General features: G+C 73.5%; 16 protein-coding genes and 1 pseudogene. 5 read left to right on the forward strand and 12 right to left on the reverse strand.

Annotation, left to right across the window (positions count from 1 at the left end; translation table 11 throughout):
- Together AB0H83_RS04185 and AB0H83_RS04190 are read right to left on the reverse strand one after the other, a co-directional pair.
- A pseudogene (locus AB0H83_RS04185) lies at nt 1-108 on the reverse strand (Scr1 family TA system antitoxin-like transcriptional regulator); the annotation flags it as partial.
- Nucleotides 109-1,184: 1,076 nt separating this feature from the next.
- Complete coding sequence (locus tag AB0H83_RS04190) at nt 1,185-1,904, reverse strand: DUF3662 and FHA domain-containing protein (protein WP_360086518.1); 720 nt, start codon at nt 1,902-1,904, stop codon at nt 1,185-1,187.
- Nucleotides 1,905-2,039: 135 nt separating this feature from the next.
- Here AB0H83_RS04190 and AB0H83_RS04195 point away from each other — a divergent pair, with 135 nt between their 5' ends.
- A complete protein-coding gene (locus AB0H83_RS04195) occupies nt 2,040-3,464 on the forward strand; it encodes a cellulase family glycosylhydrolase (RefSeq protein WP_360086521.1) in 1,425 nt (474 codons plus the stop codon).
- 77 nt (nt 3,465-3,541) lie between these two features.
- Here the strand turns inward: AB0H83_RS04195 and AB0H83_RS04200 are convergent, their stop codons facing one another.
- The 5 genes from AB0H83_RS04200 to AB0H83_RS04220 form a co-directional block, all read right to left on the reverse strand.
- A complete protein-coding gene (locus tag AB0H83_RS04200; RefSeq protein ID WP_360086524.1) occupies nt 3,542-4,099 on the reverse strand; it encodes an amidohydrolase family protein in 558 nt (185 codons plus the stop codon).
- A 2-nt stretch (nt 4,100-4,101) separates the two neighbouring features.
- Complete coding sequence (locus tag AB0H83_RS04205) at nt 4,102-4,464, reverse strand: hypothetical protein (protein WP_360086527.1); 363 nt, start codon at nt 4,462-4,464, stop codon at nt 4,102-4,104.
- Nucleotides 4,465-4,494: 30 nt separating this feature from the next.
- Nucleotides 4,495-4,701 carry a hypothetical protein gene (locus AB0H83_RS04210; RefSeq protein WP_360086530.1) on the reverse strand — a complete coding sequence of 69 codons (207 nt, stop codon included), beginning with the start codon at nt 4,699-4,701 and terminating at the stop codon, nt 4,495-4,497.
- Between the two features lie 57 nt (nt 4,702-4,758).
- Nucleotides 4,759-5,826 (reverse strand): lytic polysaccharide monooxygenase, encoded by a 1,068-nt coding sequence (locus AB0H83_RS04215; RefSeq protein WP_360086533.1) that lies wholly within the window; start codon nt 5,824-5,826, stop codon nt 4,759-4,761.
- 275 nt (nt 5,827-6,101) lie between these two features.
- On the reverse strand, nt 6,102-6,755 hold the full coding sequence (locus AB0H83_RS04220) for a methyltransferase domain-containing protein (RefSeq protein WP_360087299.1): 654 nt from the start codon (nt 6,753-6,755) through the stop codon (nt 6,102-6,104).
- Between the two features lie 214 nt (nt 6,756-6,969).
- Between AB0H83_RS04220 and AB0H83_RS04225 the strand changes: the two genes are divergently transcribed.
- Nucleotides 6,970-8,787, forward strand: coding sequence for a hypothetical protein (locus tag AB0H83_RS04225; RefSeq protein ID WP_360086535.1), 1,818 nt, complete (start codon nt 6,970-6,972; stop codon nt 8,785-8,787).
- A gap of 22 nt (nt 8,788-8,809) precedes the next feature.
- On the opposite strand, the gene AB0H83_RS04230 is transcribed toward AB0H83_RS04225, so the two are convergent.
- A complete protein-coding gene (locus tag AB0H83_RS04230; RefSeq protein WP_360086538.1) occupies nt 8,810-10,147 on the reverse strand; it encodes a condensation domain-containing protein in 1,338 nt (445 codons plus the stop codon).
- 213 nt (nt 10,148-10,360) lie between these two features.
- Here AB0H83_RS04230 and AB0H83_RS04235 point away from each other — a divergent pair, with 213 nt between their 5' ends.
- Together AB0H83_RS04235 and AB0H83_RS04240 are read left to right on the forward strand one after the other, a co-directional pair.
- On the forward strand, nt 10,361-11,704 hold the full coding sequence (locus tag AB0H83_RS04235; protein ID WP_360086541.1) for a hypothetical protein: 1,344 nt from the start codon (nt 10,361-10,363) through the stop codon (nt 11,702-11,704).
- The gene (locus AB0H83_RS04240) at nt 11,701-12,726 is read left to right on the forward strand and encodes a DUF6569 family protein (RefSeq protein WP_360086544.1); all 1,026 of its coding nucleotides are present in this window, start codon (nt 11,701-11,703) and stop codon (nt 12,724-12,726) included. Before AB0H83_RS04235 ends, AB0H83_RS04240 begins: the two co-directional genes overlap by 4 nt.
- Nucleotides 12,727-13,308: 582 nt before the next feature.
- Here AB0H83_RS04240 and AB0H83_RS04245 read toward each other — a convergent pair.
- The 4 genes from AB0H83_RS04245 to AB0H83_RS04260 all read right to left on the reverse strand — a co-directional run bounded on the left by AB0H83_RS04245 (nt 13,309) and on the right by AB0H83_RS04260 (nt 17,712).
- Nucleotides 13,309-15,153, reverse strand: a complete 1,845-nt coding sequence (locus AB0H83_RS04245) for a hypothetical protein (protein WP_360086547.1) — start codon at nt 15,151-15,153, stop codon at nt 13,309-13,311.
- A gap of 83 nt (nt 15,154-15,236) precedes the next feature.
- Nucleotides 15,237-15,659, reverse strand: coding sequence for an XRE family transcriptional regulator (locus AB0H83_RS04250; protein WP_360086550.1), 423 nt, complete (start codon nt 15,657-15,659; stop codon nt 15,237-15,239).
- A gap of 108 nt (nt 15,660-15,767) precedes the next feature.
- Nucleotides 15,768-17,195 (reverse strand): MAB_1171c family putative transporter, encoded by a 1,428-nt coding sequence (locus AB0H83_RS04255; RefSeq protein WP_360086553.1) that lies wholly within the window; start codon nt 17,193-17,195, stop codon nt 15,768-15,770.
- Nucleotides 17,185-17,712: a hypothetical protein gene (locus AB0H83_RS04260; RefSeq protein ID WP_360086556.1), complete on the reverse strand. Its 528-nt coding sequence runs from the start codon at nt 17,710-17,712 to the stop codon at nt 17,185-17,187. Before AB0H83_RS04260 ends, AB0H83_RS04255 begins: the two co-directional genes overlap by 11 nt.
- A gap of 178 nt (nt 17,713-17,890) precedes the next feature.
- On the opposite strand from AB0H83_RS04260, the gene AB0H83_RS04265 reads away from it, so the two are divergent.
- On the forward strand, nt 17,891-19,012 hold the full coding sequence (locus AB0H83_RS04265) for a cellulose binding domain-containing protein (RefSeq protein WP_360086559.1): 1,122 nt from the start codon (nt 17,891-17,893) through the stop codon (nt 19,010-19,012).
- The last annotated feature ends 52 nt before the right edge of the window (nt 19,013-19,064 follow it).

Consider the following 19,064-nt stretch of genomic DNA (forward strand, 5'->3'; position numbering starts at 1 on the left):
GTGGCCGCCCGCGTTGAACGGAATGACCTGCAGCCGCACGTTGGGCAGGGTGTTGGCCTCCAGGAGGGCGTCGACCTGGCCGCGCACCCCGAGGCGGGCTGGACCCCCAGCGGCCAGCGCCGCGGGCGGGGCGGGGCGGGGCGGGGCGGGGCGGGCACTACCCGGTTGCCTACTGTTCCCCTGACCACAGGGATCCACCGGGTACCAGGGATCCACCGGGTAGGTGACCCCCCGGCGTGTCGCGGGGACCGCGTGTCGCGGGGACCGCGCAGTGCGGCCGTCGCGCGGAGTATGCCGCGGTGCTGTGTCCGTCGCGGCGCTGCCGGTGGCCCGCACAGCCGCGACTGGACCCGTATCAGCACAGATTCGATGGAATCCCGGGCATTCTGCGATCAGAGGGCGTTTCGGGCGTCCGCAGCTTCTCGGCGGGTCCGCCGGCCTTTCGCCTTCCCGGCGGCGGGCTGGACCTTGGCGGCCAGCCCTCAATGGGTTTCCAGCGTGCCGCCCGAGCCGGAGCACGTGAACCGCGCAGGCAGCAGGCCCTGTTGCGAGACGCTGGGATGTACCGCGGCCTGGCGTTCGGCCTGGCGTTCGGCCTGGCTCTGCTTGGCCCGGGCAAGGGGCGGAGGCCGCGGGCCGGGGGCAGAGCCGTGGGCCGGGGGCAGAGCCGTGGGCCGGGGGCAGAGCCGCGCCGCGGCAGGGCCGGGGCGAGCACTACCCGGTTGCCTACTGTTCCCCTGACCACAGGGATCCACCGGGTACCAGGGATCCACCGGGTAGGTGACCCCGGCCGGTCACCGAATACTGCCCGTCACGGGAGATCGCGGGTCACCGAAGACCGCGCAGCACGGCCGTCGCGCGGAGACTGCCGCGGCACCGTGTCCGGCGCGGCGCTGCCGGTGGTCCGTGCTGCCGGTGGTCCGCGCGGCCGCGACCGGACCCGTGCCGGCCACCCAGTGCCACGCCGGGCCATACAGACACAGCCGATCCATACAGACACAGCCGATCCATACAGGCAGTGCCCGGTGGACCGGAGGGCAGGGCGTCCAGGACCTCCGTGCGACACCGCTTCTCGTACGGTACTCCAGGCTTCCAAATCGCCGTACGAAGTCGTCACCCGGCGTCATCCAAGCCGGGCGGCGACGCAGCCGGGCGGCGACGCAGCCGGGCGGCGACGCAGCCGGTCAGAACGGGCCGGTCGGGGTTTCCATGCGGACCGACAGGCGGGTCGTGCCGATGACGATCTCGTCGCCGGGGTTGATGGTGGCCGAGGTGACCTTCTGGCCGTTGACGCGGGAGCCGTTGGCCGAGCCGAGGTCGGTGAGGGTGAGCCGGGTGCCGTCGAAGTCGAGGCGGGCGTGCTGGCGGGACGCGCCCGTGTCGGCGAGGCGCAGGTCGGCCTGCTCGCCGCGGCCGATGACGGTGGAGCCGCGCTGGACCGCGTGAGCGTAGCCGTCGTCGGTGACGAGGCGCACGCCGCTGTCGGGGCCGCGGCGGGTGCGTTGGTCGGCGCCGGTGTAGACCTGGGCGTCGACGCGGAACAGGCCGGTCTCCAGGGTCTCGCCGCGGGCGACCTCGACCAGGATGTCGCCGTAGACGGCCCAGCCCTGCTCGCCGATGTACTCGGCCTGGGACTGGGCGAGTTCCTTGGCGAGGGCGGCGGCGTACGGGGCGAGCCGGTCGTGGTCGGCGGGAGAGAGCACGATCACGTAGCGGTTCGGCACGAGGATGCGGCCGCCGGGCAGGCTCGTCTTGCCGGCGTTGGCCTCGCCCTGCATCGCGTTGAGGATCTCCACCGGGTGGACGACACCCTTGAACACCTTGGCGAACGCGCCTTCGACCAGGCCCTCGAGCCGCTTCTCGAACCGCTGCAACCCACTCACGGGGTCAACGGTAGCGCCCATGAACGTTTCATCGGCGTCGTGGTGCCGACAGCCGCGGCGCAGGGGTGGTGAGCTGGGCAAAGGGCCAGGTCGGGGGTGTCCCGGGACAGGGCTTGTGCTGGCGTCACGAAAAAAGGGCGTCCAGGATCGCCGGTCATGAAGGTCTTGCACAGACGTGGTCTGCTCGCGGTGGGCGCCGCCTCCGCCCTCGCGGTCACCGGTATCGTCGTCCTGCCCGCCGTCAACGCGTCCGCGGCGAGCGGCTGCCGGGTCGCGTACACGGCGAACACCTGGCCGGGCGGGTTCACCGGCAACATCACCATCACCAACCTCGGCGACGCCGTGAACGGTTGGACGCTCGGCTTCACGTTCCCCGACGCGGGGCAGCGGGTCGGGCAGGGCTGGTCGGCGACCTACAGCCAGAGCGGCAGCGCCGTCACCGCCCGCAGCCTCGACTACAACGGCGCGCTCGCCACCGGCGCGTCCACCAGCATCGGGTTCAACGGCACGTGGACCGGCAGCAACCCGTCGCCGGCGACGTTCACGCTCAACGGCGTGACGTGCACGGGGACGGTCACGAACAGCCCGACGCCGAGCAGGACGCCGTCCCAGTCGCCCAGCGCCTCCACGAGCCCGTCCACGCCGACGGGCGGCACGCCCCTGGCCGCGAACGGGCAGCTGCACGTGTGCGGTGTCAACCTCTGCAACCAGAACAACAAGGCGATCCAGCTGCGGGGCATGAGCACCCACGGCATCCAGTGGTTCTCCTCGTGCGTCAACACCGCCTCGGTGGCCGCACTCGCCGACGACTGGAAGTCCGATCTGCTGCGGATCGCGATGTACGTCCAGGAGCAGGGCTACGAGACCAACCCGTCCGCGTTCACCAACCAGGTGAACCAGTACGTGGACCTGGCCGAGGCCAAGGGCATGTACGCGATCATCGACTTCCACACCCTGACGCCGGGCGACCCGAACTACAACCTCGACCGGGCCAAGACGTTCTTCGCCGCCGTGTCGGCGCGCAACGCGAACAAGAAGAACGTCATCTACGAGATCGCCAACGAGCCCAACGGCGTCACGTGGCAGCAGATCAAGAACTACGCGGACCAGGTCATCCCGGTGATCCGAGCGAACGACCCGGACGCGGTCGTCATCGTCGGCACCCGCGGCTGGTCGTCGCTGGGCGTGTCCAACGGCGCCGACGAGAACGAGATCGTCGCGAGCCCGGTGAACGCCACGAACATCATGTACGCGTTCCACTTCTACGCCGCGTCGCACAAGGACAACTACCGCACGGTGGTGTCCCGGGCGGCGGGCCGGCTGCCGCTGTTCGTGTCCGAGTTCGGCACGGTCAGCGCCACCGGCGGCGGCGCCGTCGACCTGGCCAGCAGCGCCGCCTGGCTGGACCTGCTCGACTCGAAGAAGATCAGCTACGCGAACTGGACCTACTCGGACGCGGACGAGAGCAGCGCCGCGTTCCGGCCGGGCACCTGCGCGGCGGGCAGCTACACCAACCCGTCGTCGCTGAGCGAGTCCGGCGCCTGGGTCCGCGGCCGCATCCGTACCGCCGACAGTTTCTGAACCAGCACCAAGGCCCACCACGGAAATCCGCCACGAAGGGGGGGCGGGGCCGGTCGTCCGGTCCCGCCCCCGCGGTGTCACACCAGGCGGCCGTCGCGCTTCACCACGTGGCCGTCGACGAGCACGGTCCGCACGTTCGTGGCCGTCAGGCACGACACGACCGCCCCGGCGCGCTCGCCGGTCAGGTGCCCGAGCCCGTCGAGCAGCAGCAGGTCCGCGCGTCTGCCGGCCTCGACGGTACCGACGACGCCGCCGAGACCTACGGCCCGCGCACCGTCGGCGGTGGCGGCCCGCAGCAGGTCCGCGGCCGGCGGCAGTGCCGCGGACCCGCTCGCCAGCCGGCCGGTGCGCAGCGTGTCGCGCAGCGGCTCGAACAGGTCCGGCGGGTTGTTGATGACGACGTCGACGCCGAACGCGGGCCGGGCGCCGGCGTCGGTGAGCCGCCCGTACGCCGACGCGCCGTGCCCCATGACCGCCTCGACCGTCGGCGTGACCACCACGGCGGTGCCGGTCTCCGCGAGCAGCTTCGCGTCGCCGGCGGTGACCGCGTTGAGGTGCACCAGCTGCAGGTCCGGGCCGAGCAGGCGCTCGTCGTGCAGGCGGCGCACGCTGGCGCCGCCGGCGTGCGCGGACACGGTCAGCCCGAGCTCGCGGCCGAACGCGAGCTGCGCGACGGTCTCGTCCCAGTCGCCGTATTCGGGGCCGGGGTCGACAGGGCGCCGGTGACCCGGCCGGTGCGGGCCGCGAGCCGCCGCACGTCCGCGGTCGCCGCCGGGTCGCCGTGGCCGACGACGGCGCGGATGCCGGCGGCCTCGAACGCCTCGACGACGGCGTCGGTGTGCTCGGGGGAGCGGGTCGCGTTGCTGTAGTCGAAGACCGTGATGATCCCGGCGTCGAGCGCGAGCGCCGCGCCGAGCCTGGTCGCCGCGGCCGCGTCGGCGGGGGTCATGGCGTGCAGGGCGGTGCCGAGGACCTCGGTGAGGTAGCGGGGCATCGCCATGTCGGCGCCGGTGCCGCGCAGCGGCGCCTGCTACACGTGGCGGTCCGCGTCGACGAACCCCGCGGTCATGGTCAGCCCGGTCGCGTCGATGACCTCGCAGCCGGGCGCGGCCCGGGCGCCGAGGCCGGGGGCGACGGCGGTGCTGACGCCGTCGGTGCAGAGCACGTCGGTGCCCGGCAGCTCGGGACCGCTGCCGGGCACGACGTGGGCGTTACGGACAAGAACCTGGCGTTGCACGTACACCTCCGAAAAAAGCTTTTAGAAAAGCTATCTCGAAAGTGAAGTGCCGGCAAGTCAGCTGGCGGTGCAGCTCACCGCCGGGGCCGAGTTGGTGCCGGTCCAGGCGCCGTTGAAGCCGAAGCTCGTGGACGCCCCGGCGCCGAGCTTGCCGTTGTAGTTGACGTTCGTGGCGGTCGAGACGCCTCCGGCCGAGGTGATCGTGGCGTTCCAGTACGACGTGATCGTCTGGCCGTTCGCCCAGGTCAGCTTGACGGTCCAGCCGTTGATCGGGCCGGCGCCGGCGGTGACGGTGATGTTGGCGCCGAAGCCGCCCGCCCACTCGTTGGTCTTGGCGTACGACGCCGCGCAGCCGCCGGGCGGCACGCTGGTGTTGCCGCTCGGGCTCGCGCTCGGGCTGGTGCTGCGGCTCGGCGACGGGCTGGTGTTCGGGGTGGAGGGGCTGTCGGTCGGGCCGTTCCCGCCGGTGAAGATCACGTCGCTGCACAGGTAGTACGGCTGGTCCAGGTGGCTGGCCTGCCAGATCGTGTACACGACGTGCCGGCCGGTGCGGGAACCGGCGTTGACCTGCGCCTGGTACTGCGGCGCCGGCGCGTACCGCCCGGTGGTGTTGACCAGTTCCAGGCTGCCCCACGTCAGCGGCTGCGTGGTCGGGTCGAAGCCCTGCTTGGTGATGTAGATGCGCAGGTAGTCGGCGCCGTGCTGGGCAGCGTCGGTGAGCGTCAGCGTGAAGTTGTTCGGCTTCGTCGCGGCCACCCAGTTGCCGATGGCGTCCAGGGACGCGTACCGGCCGTTCTGCGTGCGACCGCCGCTGCAGAGCTGGCCGTCGGGGATGACGGCCTGGTGGTTGCCGCCGACGCCCTCACGGTAGAGGCCGTTCCAGTTCCACATGGTGTCCGGGTTGGCCTGCCAGGCCTGGGCGCACATGGGGTCGGTCTGGGCCATGTTCGGGTTCAGGTGGTCGGTGCCCCACCTGGCCCAGCAGCCGTAGTTGCGCGACGGCGGGTCGGTGACCGAGCCGTGCGCGGCGGCGGGACTCTGGGCGACGACGACTGCGGCCACGGCGGCGGTCAGGACGGCGGCGGCGCCGATGGTGAGGCGTTTGCCGAGGGCTGAAAGTTGCACAGGGAACTCCGTCACGTCGATGCGAAATGCGTGCATGGCGACGCCTGCGGTGCAGCTCAGAGGCTGTCCGCGGCGCTGTGCGGCTCCCGCGTCCATGATACCCGCGACATGGATCACCGTGAATGATGCAGGGCTCGGCGCGGTGGCGGGGGCGTGGACCGCTGCCCGCGCCGCGGCCACCGCTGGGCGCGAAACACGGTGCCCGATCGTCACCGGCGACCCTGACGGGTGGCTCTGCTCCACCCGGCCGGGCGAACCGTGGAAACGCGAAACTTTCAGGCGGGGCGGCGGGCGACGGCGATCACGGACTGGCCGAACGGCGGGGTGACGAACCGCTCGGCGAGGCGGGTCATCGGCGCGACCGTCGAGTCGTAGAACTTCACCATCAGGCCCGGGCCCGGCTTCTGCCGCAGCAGGCACGTCGAGACGTAGTAGCCGATCAGGCCGAGGGAGTTGGCGTAGTGCAGCCGCTCGATCTGCAGGTCGGCGGCGAGCAGGACCTCCCGCATGGACCTGCGGGTGTACCGGCGCACGTGCCCGGTGGCGATGTCGGCCGGGCCCATCGCGAACGGGAACGCCGGCACCACGATGACCACGTAGCCGCCCGGGCGCACCAGGGACCGCATGGTGCGCAGCGCGCCCAGGTCGTCCTCGATGTGCTCCAGGACGTTGTAGGACACCGCGGCGCTGTGCTCGGCGCTGATGTCGCTGGGCAGCATCAGCTCGCGGATGGCGACCTCGCGGTTGCTGGAGAAGCGCTCCTTGAGCGCGAGCAGCCGGTCCGGGTCGGCCTCGGTGACCGTCATCCGGGGCGCGTGCTCCAGCCATTCCGCCGCGTAGTCGCCCAGGCCGGCGCTCACCTCGATCGGGTCGTCGCCGAGGTAGGGTGTGGCGAACGAGACGAACCATTTCCGGTGGTTCTTCGCCATCGCGAGGCCCTCCAGGACCTCCGACTGGATCAACTGGTCACCGAGGATCTCCGCACGACGATCCCGATCGCCTCCAGGCGGCACGGCGTTCTCCTCGGTAGCTCGGCGGTCCCACGATCTGATCATGTTATCCGGAATTGGCGTAGTTTATCGACGTCGATGCTCCGAGGCCAGTACGTGCGCCGCGGGCGTGGGTGCGGCTATGGTCTCATCCGTGAAAATCGGCGGAAAGAACGCGCTTGTCGTCCTGAGCTACGTGATCTTCTCCGTCGTGCTCTTCCACCAGCTGTGGGCGGCGCCGCAGCAGCGGATGCTCGCCGACAACAACCAGGACCAGGTGTTCTTCGAGTGGGTGCTGACGCACGCCGCGCGCCTGTTCACCCATGGTGACTCCCCGATCTTCACCGACCAGCTCAACGCCCCGCTGGGCGTGAACCTGATGGCCAACACGTCGATCCTCGGGCTCGCCCTGCCGCTCGCCCCGGTGACCCTGCTGTTCGGCGCGCCGGTCACGTTCGCGATCATCAGCACCATCGCCCCCGCCGGCACGGCGATCTCCTGGTTCTTCATGCTGCTGCGCTGCGAGGTCGTACGGTCCCGCACGGCAGCCTACCTGGGCGCACTGTTCTGCGGCTTCGCCCCGGCGATGGTGTCGCAGACGACCGGGCACCCCAACATCGCCGGCCAGTTCATGATCCCGCTGATCCTGTGGGCGGTGTTCCGGATGCGCGAGCCCGGCGACACCGTGCGCAAGGGCCTCGTGCTCGCCGCCCTGGTGGTGTACCAGTGCTTCATCAACGAGGAGGTCCTGTTCCTCGCGGCGTTCGCGTTGCTGGTGTTCCTGCTGGTGTACCTGCGCCCCCGCGAGATCCTGCCGGCGGCGCGGGCGGCCCTGCCGGCGCTCGGCGTCACCGCACTGGTCGCGGGGGCCGTCATGGCGTACCCGCTGTGGCACCAGTTCGCCGGCCCGCAGGCGTACCACGGGCTGCCCGACTTCGTGCACGGCTTCAGCGCCGACTTCGCCTCGTTCTCGAACTTCAGCCGCCGCTCGATCCTCGGCGACGCCACCCGCATCGACAAGCTCGGCGGCCCGACCGAGGAGAACACGTTCTTCGGCTGGCCGCTGCTGCTGCTCCTGCCGGCCGCCGCGGCCGCCCTGTGGCGGCACCGGGGCGCCCGGGCGCTGTTCGTCACCGCCGTCGTGTTCGCGCTGCTGTCGCTGGGCCCCGTTGTGAAGTACCAGGGCGAGGACACCACCTGGCACGGCCCGTGGCGGTTCCTGGTCGACCTGCCGCTGTTCGACTCGGTGGTGCCGACCCGGGTCGCGCTCGTCGTCACCCCGCTCGTCGGGGTGCTCCTGGCCATCCTGGTCGACCGGTTCATCGTCGCGCCGCAGGCCGCCGGGGTGGCGGCCACCCCCGCGCCCGAGAAGGCCGAGCAGGAGACCGAGGCCCTCGGCGAGGGCTCGTTCGCCTCCGAACCGCCCGTGGAGCGCGACGACGAGCCGCTGCCGGTCGCGGGCCGCTGGCTGTGGGCGGCCGCGCTCGCGATGGCGCTGCTGCCGCTCATCCCGACGCCGCAGCCGGCGAACGACCGTCCCCTCCCGCCCGTCTTCTTCAGCAGCGGGGTGTGGCGCCAGCACGTCCCGGAGCAGGCGACCGTGGTCGTGATCCCCGGCGGCTGGTGGGAGGGGCTCGACGCGATGCGCTGGGCCACCGACGCCCGCCTCGACTTCAAGATCGCCGGTGGGTACTTCCTCGCCCCGGACCCGAACGACCCGGAGCGCAAAGCCATGTTCGGCCCCGCGTCCCCGCCCACCTGGAACCTGCTGGGGCAGGTCGGCAACGACGGGGTGGTGCCGGTGCTCGCCCCGGAGCAGATCGCGCAGGCGCGCACCGACCTGGCGTACTGGAAGGCGGACCGGGTCATCCTCGCCGACAGCCACGGCAACAGCGACGCCATCCGGCAGACCGCCGACCAGCTGTTCGGCCCCGGCGAGCACGTCGCCGACGTCTGGGTGTGGAAAGTCTGACCAAGGTCTGACCGGAGGCACCTCAGCCGGCGGCCCGCACGACGAGGTCCTCGATCGTGTACAAGAACGTCTCCATGTCGGCGCGGGGCATGAGCGCGCTGTCGGCGGTCATCGCGAGCTCCAGCGCGCCCGGCGCGTCCTGCGCGTCGAGGGCGAACGACACCCCCCGGCGCGGCTCGTGCTCCACCGGCCACGTCAGCCGGGTACGGGCCAGCGCCTCCCGCAGCGGCGCCGGGGCCGGCGCGGCGAAGTTCAGCGCCGGCATCAGCCCTCGCTGGTCGTTGACGAAACACGAGTGGTCGGCGGGGTGCTCCAGCGCCGCCACCGCACGGTCCAGGGCGAGCTTGTCGTAGTACGCGTGCCGCTGCGCCGACAGCGCGGCGCCGAACGTGCGCCGGACCAGGTCCGGGAAGTCGCCGCCGCCGGTCTGCGTGAGGTGGAACAGCCCCTCCTGGGCGATCGTGGTGACCCCGCCGGCCATGCCGGGCAGGAACCGGTTGTTGACCACGACCTGGAAGACGGCCTCGCCGACGCCGGTGAGGCGGGCGGCGGACGCGGCCGCCGCGGCGAGCACGACCGCGGCCGGGCTGACCGACAGGGTCGCCGCGGCCCGGTCCAGGGCCAGGCCCAGCGCGGGGGAGTTGAGCACCGCGTTGGGGAACGTCGCGGCCGGCGGGCGGCCCGCCCGCGCCGGGAACAGGCTCGCCGGGCCCCGGCCGAGCTTGTCCAGCCACGAGCGGCGGGCGGCGGCGTCGCGGCGGCGGCCCCGCTCCGACGTCTGGAACGCGGCCTCCTCCAGCGGCTGCAGCAGGTCCCGGGCCGGCAACGGGCCACGCAGCAGCGCGGCGAAGTCGGCGAGGAGGTTGCGCAGCCCCCAGCCGTCGGAGGCGGTGTGGGACAGGAAGAACACGACGTAGCGCACGCCGCCGCCGGCGTGCACGATCCCGACCCGCAGCGGCCACTGCCGTTCGGCGTCGAACGGCACCGCGAGCAGCTCGTCGCGCAGCGCGTACGCCGCCGCGGTCACCGTGTCCGGCTCCGCCGGGCGGGTCACCACCGGGATGCCACCGGCGGTGTGCACCACCTGCTCGACCCGGCCGTCGTCGCCGGTGCGCAGCCGGGTGCGCAGCGACTCGTGCAGCAGCACCAGGTCCCGCACCGCGGCCTCGACCCGGTCCACGGGCACCGGCGCCGGCAGCGGCATCCCGCCGGAGACGTTGTACCTGGCCGCGTCGGTGCCGAGGTTGCGCACCACGTCCCAGATCGCCTGCTGCCCCCACGTCGCCGGCCCGGACCCGGACCTGCCGCCGCTGAACGCGACCTCCGACCACCGGTCCGTCGGCGCCTGCGCCACCACCATGCCCGCTCCCGCCTCGCTCGCCCGCCAGCTCGCCCGCCCCGAGTCTCGTGCACCGCCGCACGTCTGTCGACGGCGCCGCGAAGCTGTATATGCAGTGCTCCGTACGGTCCTCAGGCCCTGCCGCCGCCGCCCGGCTGCACACGGAAAAGCGTTCGATCCATCGAATTTCCCGGTGCGACAGTGACGGCAACCACGCCCGGGGGAGGGAAGACCATGACCGTGCCGTTCGCGCGCCATCTCCAGCACCACGCCACCGAGCTGCGGGTGCCGAGGGCCGGTGCCCTCGTCTGGGACGACGAGGCCGTGCACGCCCGGGCGTACGCCGCCGACCCGCAGCACTACGCGCTGAGCGCGCTCACCCCCGGGGTGCCCGCGACCCAGCGGGCCCGGGTGCTGCTGCAGCTGCTGCTCGCCTCCCGCGCCGGGCTCGGCGACCCCGCCCGTGACACCCTGGCCCGCGTCACCCGGGTCCTCGCGCTCGGCCTGGCACCGGCGGACGTGCTGACGGTGCTGCTCGCCGTCCGCCGGCGCCGCGCCAACCACCGGCACGTCACCCGGACCGTGCTCACCGTCCTGCTGGAGCACCCGCACGCCGCGCAGATCGCGCGGGCCCGCCGCGGCGTCGCCCAGGACTGCCTCGAGCACGCCCTCGGCCGGGCCACCGCCCGAGCCTGCGCCGACGCGCTGCGCCGCGGCGACCGCCCGCACCCGGGCCGGCTGCGGTCCGCGCTGCGGCCCGGGACCATGCAGCTGGTGGCGGACCTGTACCGGCGCAACGACGGCACCGCGCACGTGGCGCTCCCACCGGCCGGCGGCGACCTCGACCTGACCGGGCCGCGCCCGGCGACGGTCACCGCGACCAACCGGGGCGACCTCGCCGCGACCCTCGTGCACCTGCTGCGCGGCGGGCCCACCGCCGAGCTGCTGCCGGCGGTCGAGCGGTACACCGGCACCGCCGTCGCCGGGCTGCCCCGCTACGACGGCACGGTCGCGCTGGTGCTGGACGACTCCGCGTCGATGCGTGGCTACGGCGAGCGCGAGTGGGCGGTCGCGTCGCAGGTCGCCGCGCTGCGGCGGGTCCTGGACCGGGTCTGCGCGCGGCTGGTCGTGGTGCGCGCCGGCGGCGGCCAGGTCGGTGGCACAGGCCGGCCCGGCGGCGCCACCGACCTGGCCACCGCCGTCCTCGACGCGCTGTCGGGGCCGGTCACGCCGGACGTCGTCGCGGTCGTTTCCGACGGCTACGAGAACGTCCACCCGGGCGACCTGGCGCGGGTCACCGCGGCCCTGCCCGGCGCCGGGGTGCCCACCCCGGTCGTGTTCTGCCAGGCCACGTTCGGCCACGCCGACGACCTGACGCTGCGCCGGCCCGCGCCGGCGCTGCCGCGGCGCACGTTCTGGCACACCGACGACCTGGCGCCGCTCGTGCTGTGGATGCTGTCGCATGTGGACGGTCCCGCCGCGCACGCGTGGATCGGCGCCGAGCTGCGCCGCCGGCTCACCGCCGCCGAGCACGCCCTCACACTGCCGACCCGGACCTCGGAAGGGGGACCGCGATGAACCTGCCACTGCCGGCCGGGGTGGACACCACCGGCTACCGGCTCGGACCGCCGCAGCGCGCCGGCGCGCTCACCATGGTGCCCGTCTTCGGACGGGCGTACCCGGGGATCGCGCCGCCGCGCAGCGGGCTCAAGCTCAGCCGGGTCGTCACCTACGGCCAGGTCGAGCTCACCAACCCGGCCACCTCGGGCGTGGCGATCGTGCCGCTGCACGTCGGCTACATCCAGGACGCCGCGCAGAACCACGCCCTGTGCCGTTCGGCGTTCATCGCCGCTGGGCAGACGCTGCGCTTCGACGACGCGTGCTGCGTCCAGGAGAGCCAGGGCGGCTACCTCGCCGAGCGGGACCAGTGGTTCTTCATCCTGCCGGTCGAGCTGCGCGCGGCGGCGCTGCGGCTGCGCGGCACCAGCCAGTACAGCAAGCTGTGGGGCGACATCGCCGCCTTCAACGCCCGGCACGGGCTGCCGGCCCGCGGGCACCTGGAGCAGGTGCTGACCCGCAAGCGGGCGGTGCTCACCCAGTACCAGAGCCGGCTGGAGCTGCTCGACGGGCAGCTCGGCGCGCTGTTCTTCATCGGCGATCGGCTCGCCGGGGTGGAGATCGCGCCGGACCCCGTCTACTTCGCCGAGGTGTGGATGGCGCTGGTCTGCTTCGCGTACGGCCCGGCGGCCTGGTTTGCCGCGCCCGGGCCGGACGTCGCCGACCCGGACGACACCTTCACGGCCGGCACGCTCGACGGGGTACGGGCCGCGCTGGAGCGTCGCCGCCGCCGCGTCGCCGAGGAGGTCGGCGAGTGGCTGGCCCGCGCCGCCTGGCGGCTCGGTTCGCCTGGTGGGCCCGGTTCGCCTGGTGGGCCTGGTCCGACTGGTGAGCCCGGTTCGCTCGGTGAGCTCGTCGAGTTCGTGGAGGAGGAGCGGTACCTGGACCTGCGGCTGTCCACCGTGACCGGTGCGGCGGCCGGCGGCCAGGTGGTCACGGACGGCTCGCGCCTGGTGTACGCGTCGCTGTTCGCGGCGGCGTAAACCGGTTGCCGGCACCCGGCGGATCCGGTTGACTCACAGGCATCGCGGGACTGCGTCAGGCCCGGCCGGCAGGCCCCCCGATTCCAGATCGGGGCACAGCCGCACAGCAGCGGCCTTTTATGCCGGCGGGGCGCTGACCACCCGGCCCGCGATCGCCACGAAGGCGCCACCCCGGCGGGGGTGGCGCCTTCCGCGCTTCTCAGCGAGGTGGTGCGTTCCGCGCTCGGGGCGGGGTGGTGCCTTGCGCGCACTCGGCGCTTCCGCGCGGTGCGGTTCTCCAGCGCCGCCGCACGTGGCGGCTCGGCTCGCCGGACTCGTTGCCGATGCGCACCCAGCGGTTCCGGGCCGCAGGCGTCGGCGACGCCGAACCACGGGTCGGACCGCACGACCCCGCGCATCGCGGCGGTGCAGCGGTGGCGTGATGCCGAGATGCTGCGGTGCCGAGATGCTGCGGTGCCGTGCGGTCCGCGCGCCGTTGTTCAGCGGTGCCGTCGTGCCGTGGCACTGCGCGCCGTGGCTCAGCGTGGTGTGGCTCAGCGGTGGGCGTCGTGCTGCGGTGGCGTGGCTCAGCGGTGGCGTGGCTCAGCGGTTGGCGTTGGCGTTCGCGTCGCGCTGGGCGGGGATGGTGGGCTCCGAGGAGTGGCGGGCGAAGCCGTTGCCGAGGCCGCCGTTGCCGGTGGCCGGGCGGTCGTCGTCGGACCCGTGGGCGGGCGTGCGCGGCTCGAACAGGCTGCGCGGTGCCGCCTCGCCCCGGCGGTCGTGCTCGGCGGCGAGCGGGGCGTGCTCACCGGAGCGGCTGTCCGCGGCCGGCTCCTGCTCGTCACGGCCCTCGTCGTCGCGGTCGTCCTCGGCGGCCCTGTCAGCGGCCCTGTCGTCGCCGGTCACCGGCTGGCCGGCGCCCGGGCGGGCCGACAGCGGCTGCCCCGTGAGCGGGTTGATCGCGACCGGCTGCCCCGTGAGCGGGTTGATCGCGACGGGGCGGCCCGCGACCGGCTGGCCGGCGATGGGCTGGCCCGGCAGCCCGTGACCCGGCTGCGCCTGACCGGCCTGCGGCTGGCCCGGCTGCTCCTGCTCCGCCAGGCGCTGCTGGTCGGCGAGGCGCTGCTGCTCGGCGGCGCGCTCCGCCGGGGTGCGCACCGGGATCTTGGCGTATTCGCCGGTCTCGCCGCCCGCGGCGGCCGCCATGACGGCGGCGGCGGCGAGGTCCGCGACGCGCTTCGCCTCGCGCTGCACGCGGGCGCGGACCTCCTTGGCGTGCCGCTCCGAGGACTCGGCGGCGGAGCGGGCCTCCTCGAGGCGGGCCATCTCCTCGGCCAGGTCCTGGCGGGTCTCCTTGAGCCGCTGCTGGAACTGCACGACCTCGCGCTCGGCGGTCGCGCCCTCGCGCCGGGTCTGCGCCAGGCGCTGCTGGGTGCTGTCCAGCTCGGCCTGCAGCTGGGTCAGCGCCTGCCGGCGGGACTGGATCTCCCGCTGCACGGAGGCCAGCTGGTGCTGGGCGGCCGCGTTCTGCTCGTCGGCGCGCCGGCGCAGGTCGGCTGCGTGCTGCTCGGCCTCGGACCGCAGCGCCGCGCACTCCTCGTCGACGGTGGCCCGCTGGCGGGTCAGCTCCTCCTCGACCGCCTCGCGGTGCGCGGTGGCCTCCTGTTCGGCGGCCGCCTTCGCCGCGGCGATCTCCTGCTCGGCGGCGGCCTTCACCTGGGCCGTCTCCTGCTGGGTCTGGTTGCGGGCCGCCTCGATCTCCTGCTGGATCTTGAGGTGGGCCGCCTCGAGCAGCGCCTTCGCCTGCGCCTGGGTGTGCTTGATCTGCGCGGCGCTCTGCTCGTTGATGCGGGCGGCCTCCTGCTCGGCGCGCTGCTGGGCGGCCTCACTGTTGGCCCGCAGCCGCTCCGCCAGCTCCCGGATCTCGGCGAGCTCGGCCTGCGCCGCGGCCCGTCGCTCCTCGTATGCCTGCTGCTCCTCGGCGCGGCGCTTGGCCAGCTCGTCCTCGAGGTCCTGCAGCGTCTTGGCGGCCTGCTCCCGCGCCTCGGCGAGGACCTTCTCCGCCTCGGCCTGGTGCTTGGCGGCCCGCTCCTGGGTGGTGCTGGTGATCTGGTTGGCCTGCTTCTCGGCGAGCGCGAGGATGTCGTCGACCATCGGCCCGAGGTGCCGGAACGAGGCCTTGTCGACCCGCGCCGGCCGGTCCCGGACCTCGGCCAGCTCCTGCTGCAGCTGCTGGCGCTGCGCCTGCATCGAGCGCAGCCGGGTGTCGAGGTCCTGCAGGTCGGCCTCGGCGCGCTTGCGCTCCGCGGCCAGCTGGGCGAGCTCCCGGTCGCGCTTGGCGAGATACTGGTCGACCTGTCCCTGGTCGTAGCCGCGCAGCGCGACCTTGAAGCTCGGTCGCGAGCCTGAATCGTCGCGAGCCGTCAACAGCTCTCCGCCCTGGGACATGTGCCACCCTCCATACCATCGCGCGCGCGATCTGGCGCAACGCTACCGTCGCGTGCCGCCGGGCCAACACCCCGCCCGGCGTGTCAGTTTCGCACCACGTCGGCCGAGGGTGGATCGTCCGGAAGGCCCTCGATCCGGCGGGCATGCTCGATCATGCCGTGGATCGCCTCGAGGCTGGGGCCGGACAGCCCGGCGGCGCGCAGCGCCATGGTCCGCACCGCGTTGTCCCGCAGCGCCGCGAGGAGCTCCAACTGCTCGTCGACGCGGCGGGCGGCCTCGTCGTCGAGGAAGTACGCGGCATTCACCCCGAAGAATTCCGCCAGTGCCTCGAGATGCCGTTTGGTCGGATTGTCCCGGGCACCCTTGCGCAGCTGCCAGATGTACGTATGGGAGATCATCACCCCCCGCGCGCGGATGGCGGCCGCGACCTCCTCGTAGCTGTACTCGCCGCGGCCCGGTGGGTGCACCGTGGCGAACAGCCGGTCGAGCTTCTCCGCGAGGGTCACCAGGCCTCCTGCAACGTGCCGACGCTTGACAATCGCACCCCCACGATGGAAATCTCCATCATAAGCTCAGATTTATGGACGATATCGCCCCATAAACTGAAGTTGACGTCATCCATCCGGGTGAGATGGATCGTTGTGGCCGGTGAGACCAACGGGGGTGGCCACGACATCCCGCACGGCCGCGTCGCGGAACCGCCGCGCGAGGCCGAGCAGCGCCCGGACCTCGGCGTCGACGTCGGGCCCGCCGGCCGACTGGGAGGCGCCCGGCGGGCCACTCGCCCCATGCGCCGCCGCACCGGAAGCCGCAGTGCCGGAAGCCGCAGTACCGGGAGTCGCAGTGCCGGAAGCCGCACCGGAAGCCGCAGTACCGGGAGTCGCACCGGAAGCCGCACTGGGAGCCGCGCCGGAAACCGCCCTGCCCGCCGCTGCCGCGTCCGCTGCCGACGAGGACGCCGTGGACGCCGGCGCCGGCGACGCCGTGGCGAAATGCGCAGCCCGACCCGGCCCCGAAGCGACGCGAAAACCGCCGTCGGAGCCGGCACGAGCATCAGCGGGGGAGCCGTGGCGCCGGGCCAGGACCGCCGCCCGCAGCGCCGCCGCGTCGTCGGCGCCCTCACCGGCCCGCCCGGCGAGCAGCCACTGCGCGTCGCGGATCTCGATGACCCGGCGGTACAGGCGCAGCTCCACGCTCCGCAGCGCGAACAGCTCACCGAGGCGCCCCGGCGGGTCGCCGAGCACCACGCCCGGCGCGGCCGCGGACAGCTGCGCCCACAGTGGCCGCAGTCGCTGCAGCGCCACGTAGCGTGACGTCCAGCGGCGCAGCCCGCCGAGCGCGGGCAGCGCGCCGCCCGCGGCGAAGAGCAGCAGCATCATCGCCAGCAGCGCGCGGGAGACGTTCTGCGCGGCCGTGCCGTCCAGGGCCGTGCTGCCGGCGGCGTGGCTGATCTGGTACACGACCCGGTTCGCCATGAAGAGCAGCCCGACCACGGCGGCGGCGCTCAGCAGCCACATCCCCGTGCGCAGCGGCCTGGGCGCGACCGCCCGCCCGGCGGGGCGGAAGAGCACCAGCGCGCAGATCAGCCCGACGGTGAGCCCGAGCTGGGTGAGCACGGCGTACGCGGTGACCAGGGGCTCACCGGCGTGCTCGTACACGAAGTCGTAGCGGGCCGGGCGGCGCGGCACCAGCAGGAACAGCACGCACATCGCCGCGGCCGTGACGCTCAGCAGCGCGTACGCCCCGCGCCGTAGCCACGCCCACCGTGCCGGGTCGGGCGACAGCAGCCCGACGAGGTGGACCATGCCGGCGGACGCGGCGACCGTCGCCAGGTTCTTCAACGGCACCGAGATGTCCGGTACGTGCAGCACGGTGTCCGTCGCGTACGAGATCTCCCGCCGGTTGAACGTGAACGACAGCGTCGCCAGCAGCACCACGAGCCGGATCGCCTTGCCGCGCGGGGTCTGCGGCGTCGCGAACCGCCAGATCGTGAACGCCCAGAACGCGACCAGGACCACGATCTCCAGGACGTCAACGACCACGGCGCTCGACCAGGAACGGCTCGGCGAGGGCGTCGTACAGGTTGCCCAGGGCCGGGTCGGCGGGCGGCCGGGCCGCGGCGCTGGCGGCCCGCTCGTTGAGCATCGTGGCGAACATCTCGGCGACCTGCTCCTGCGGCGCGCTGTAGGACGAGCGGCGCAGCACCCGCGCGACCGTCGCCGGGTCCAGGTCCGGCAGCAGCAGGGCGGTCACGTCGCCGGGCCCGGGCGGCGGCGCGACGTGGTCGCACACGATGTGCCCGATCTCGTGCAGGATGATGTGCTGCTGGTGCAGCCAGCCGGCGCCGGCGGCGTAGAAGACGTGGTCGGCCTTGTCGGTGGCGAGCCACAGCCCGCACGCGGTGCCGTCGGCCCCGGCCTGCGGCAGCTGGTGCAGGTGCAGGTCACGCCCGCGGCCGGCGGCGACGGAGGCGCAGAACGCCCGCAGGTCGAACGGGTCGGGGATCTCCAGCCCGGCGAGGATCCCCCTGGTCTGTCGCTCCAGCTCTCGCAGCCGCATCAACGCTCCAGCCGACCCTCGGGGCACACCGGCTCCACGATAGGCCCCGACCACCCACCGCAAGAAACCGCCGCAGCGGCGCCCACCGGCGTGAAGCTTTCACGCCGGGACCGCCCGGGACCAGCGCCGGGTGTCCCGGGCATTGAACAGCGTCGAACGCCGTTGCTCTACTGCCCGGATGCGGACCCTCCTCGCGCTCCTCACCGCCGCCGTCGTCGGCGCGGCCCTGCTCCTCACGCTGCCGGCCGGCCCCGCCGCCGCGGCGGCGGTGCGCATCATGCCCCTCGGCGACTCGATCACCGGCAACCCGGGCTGCTGGCGGGCGCTGCTGTGGAACGACCTGCAGAACACCGGTCACACCAACATCGACTTCGTCGGCACCCAGCCGCCGCAGGGCTGCGGCGTGCCGTACGACGGCGACGGCGAAGGCCACGGCGGCGCGCTCGTCACCGCCGTCGCCGACCAGAACCAGCTGCCCGCCTGGCTGTCCGCGAGCCGCCCCGACGTCGTGCTCATGCACTTCGGCACCAACGACGTGTGGAGCAACCGGTCCGTCGACACGATCCTCGCCGCGTACAGCAAGCTCGTCGACCAGATGCGCGCCAGCAACCCGGCGATGCGGATCCTGGTCGCGCAGATCATCCCCATGAACCCGTCCAGCTGCACCGAGTGCGCCCAGCGGGTCGTCGCCCTCAACGCCGCGATCCCGGGCTGGGCCGCCGCCCGCACGACCGCCGCCTCCCCGGTGACCGTCGTGGATCAGTGGACCGGCTTCAGCACCGCCACCGACACCGGCGACGGCGTGCACCCCAACGCCTCCGGCGACCGCAAGATGGCCGACCGCTGGCTGCCGGCCGTCGTCCGCGTCCTCGACGGCACGCTGCCGTCCGCGTCGCCCTCCGCGTCGCGCTCGGTGTCGCCGTCGGCCTCCGTGTCGCCGTCCCGGTCCGTGTCCCCGTCGCCGTCCCGGTCGGTGCCGCCCTCCGACAGCGTGCCGCCCGTGCCCGGCTGCGCCGCCACGTACACGGTCGTCGGCCAGTGGCCCGGCGGCTTCCAGGGCGAGGTCACCGTCCGCAACACGGGCTCCGCCCCGACCACCGGCTGGACGGCGCGCTGGACGTACACCGCCGGCGAACGCATCACCCAGTCCTGGGGCGCCACCGTCACCCAGTCCGGCGCCGCGGTGACCGCGGACAACGTCAGCTGGAACGGCACCCTCGCCCCCGGCGCCACCGCCACGTACGGCTTCCTCGGCACCGGCACCCCGGCGACCCCGGCGATCATCTGCACCACCCGCTGACCCCGTCCCCGGCCGGCGGTGCTGTTCGAGCACCGCCGGCCGGCCCGGTCTG

It is taken from the genome of Dactylosporangium sp. NPDC050688 (assembly GCF_040654515.1).
In the GTDB taxonomy this organism is placed as follows: domain Bacteria; phylum Actinomycetota; class Actinomycetes; order Mycobacteriales; family Micromonosporaceae; genus Dactylosporangium.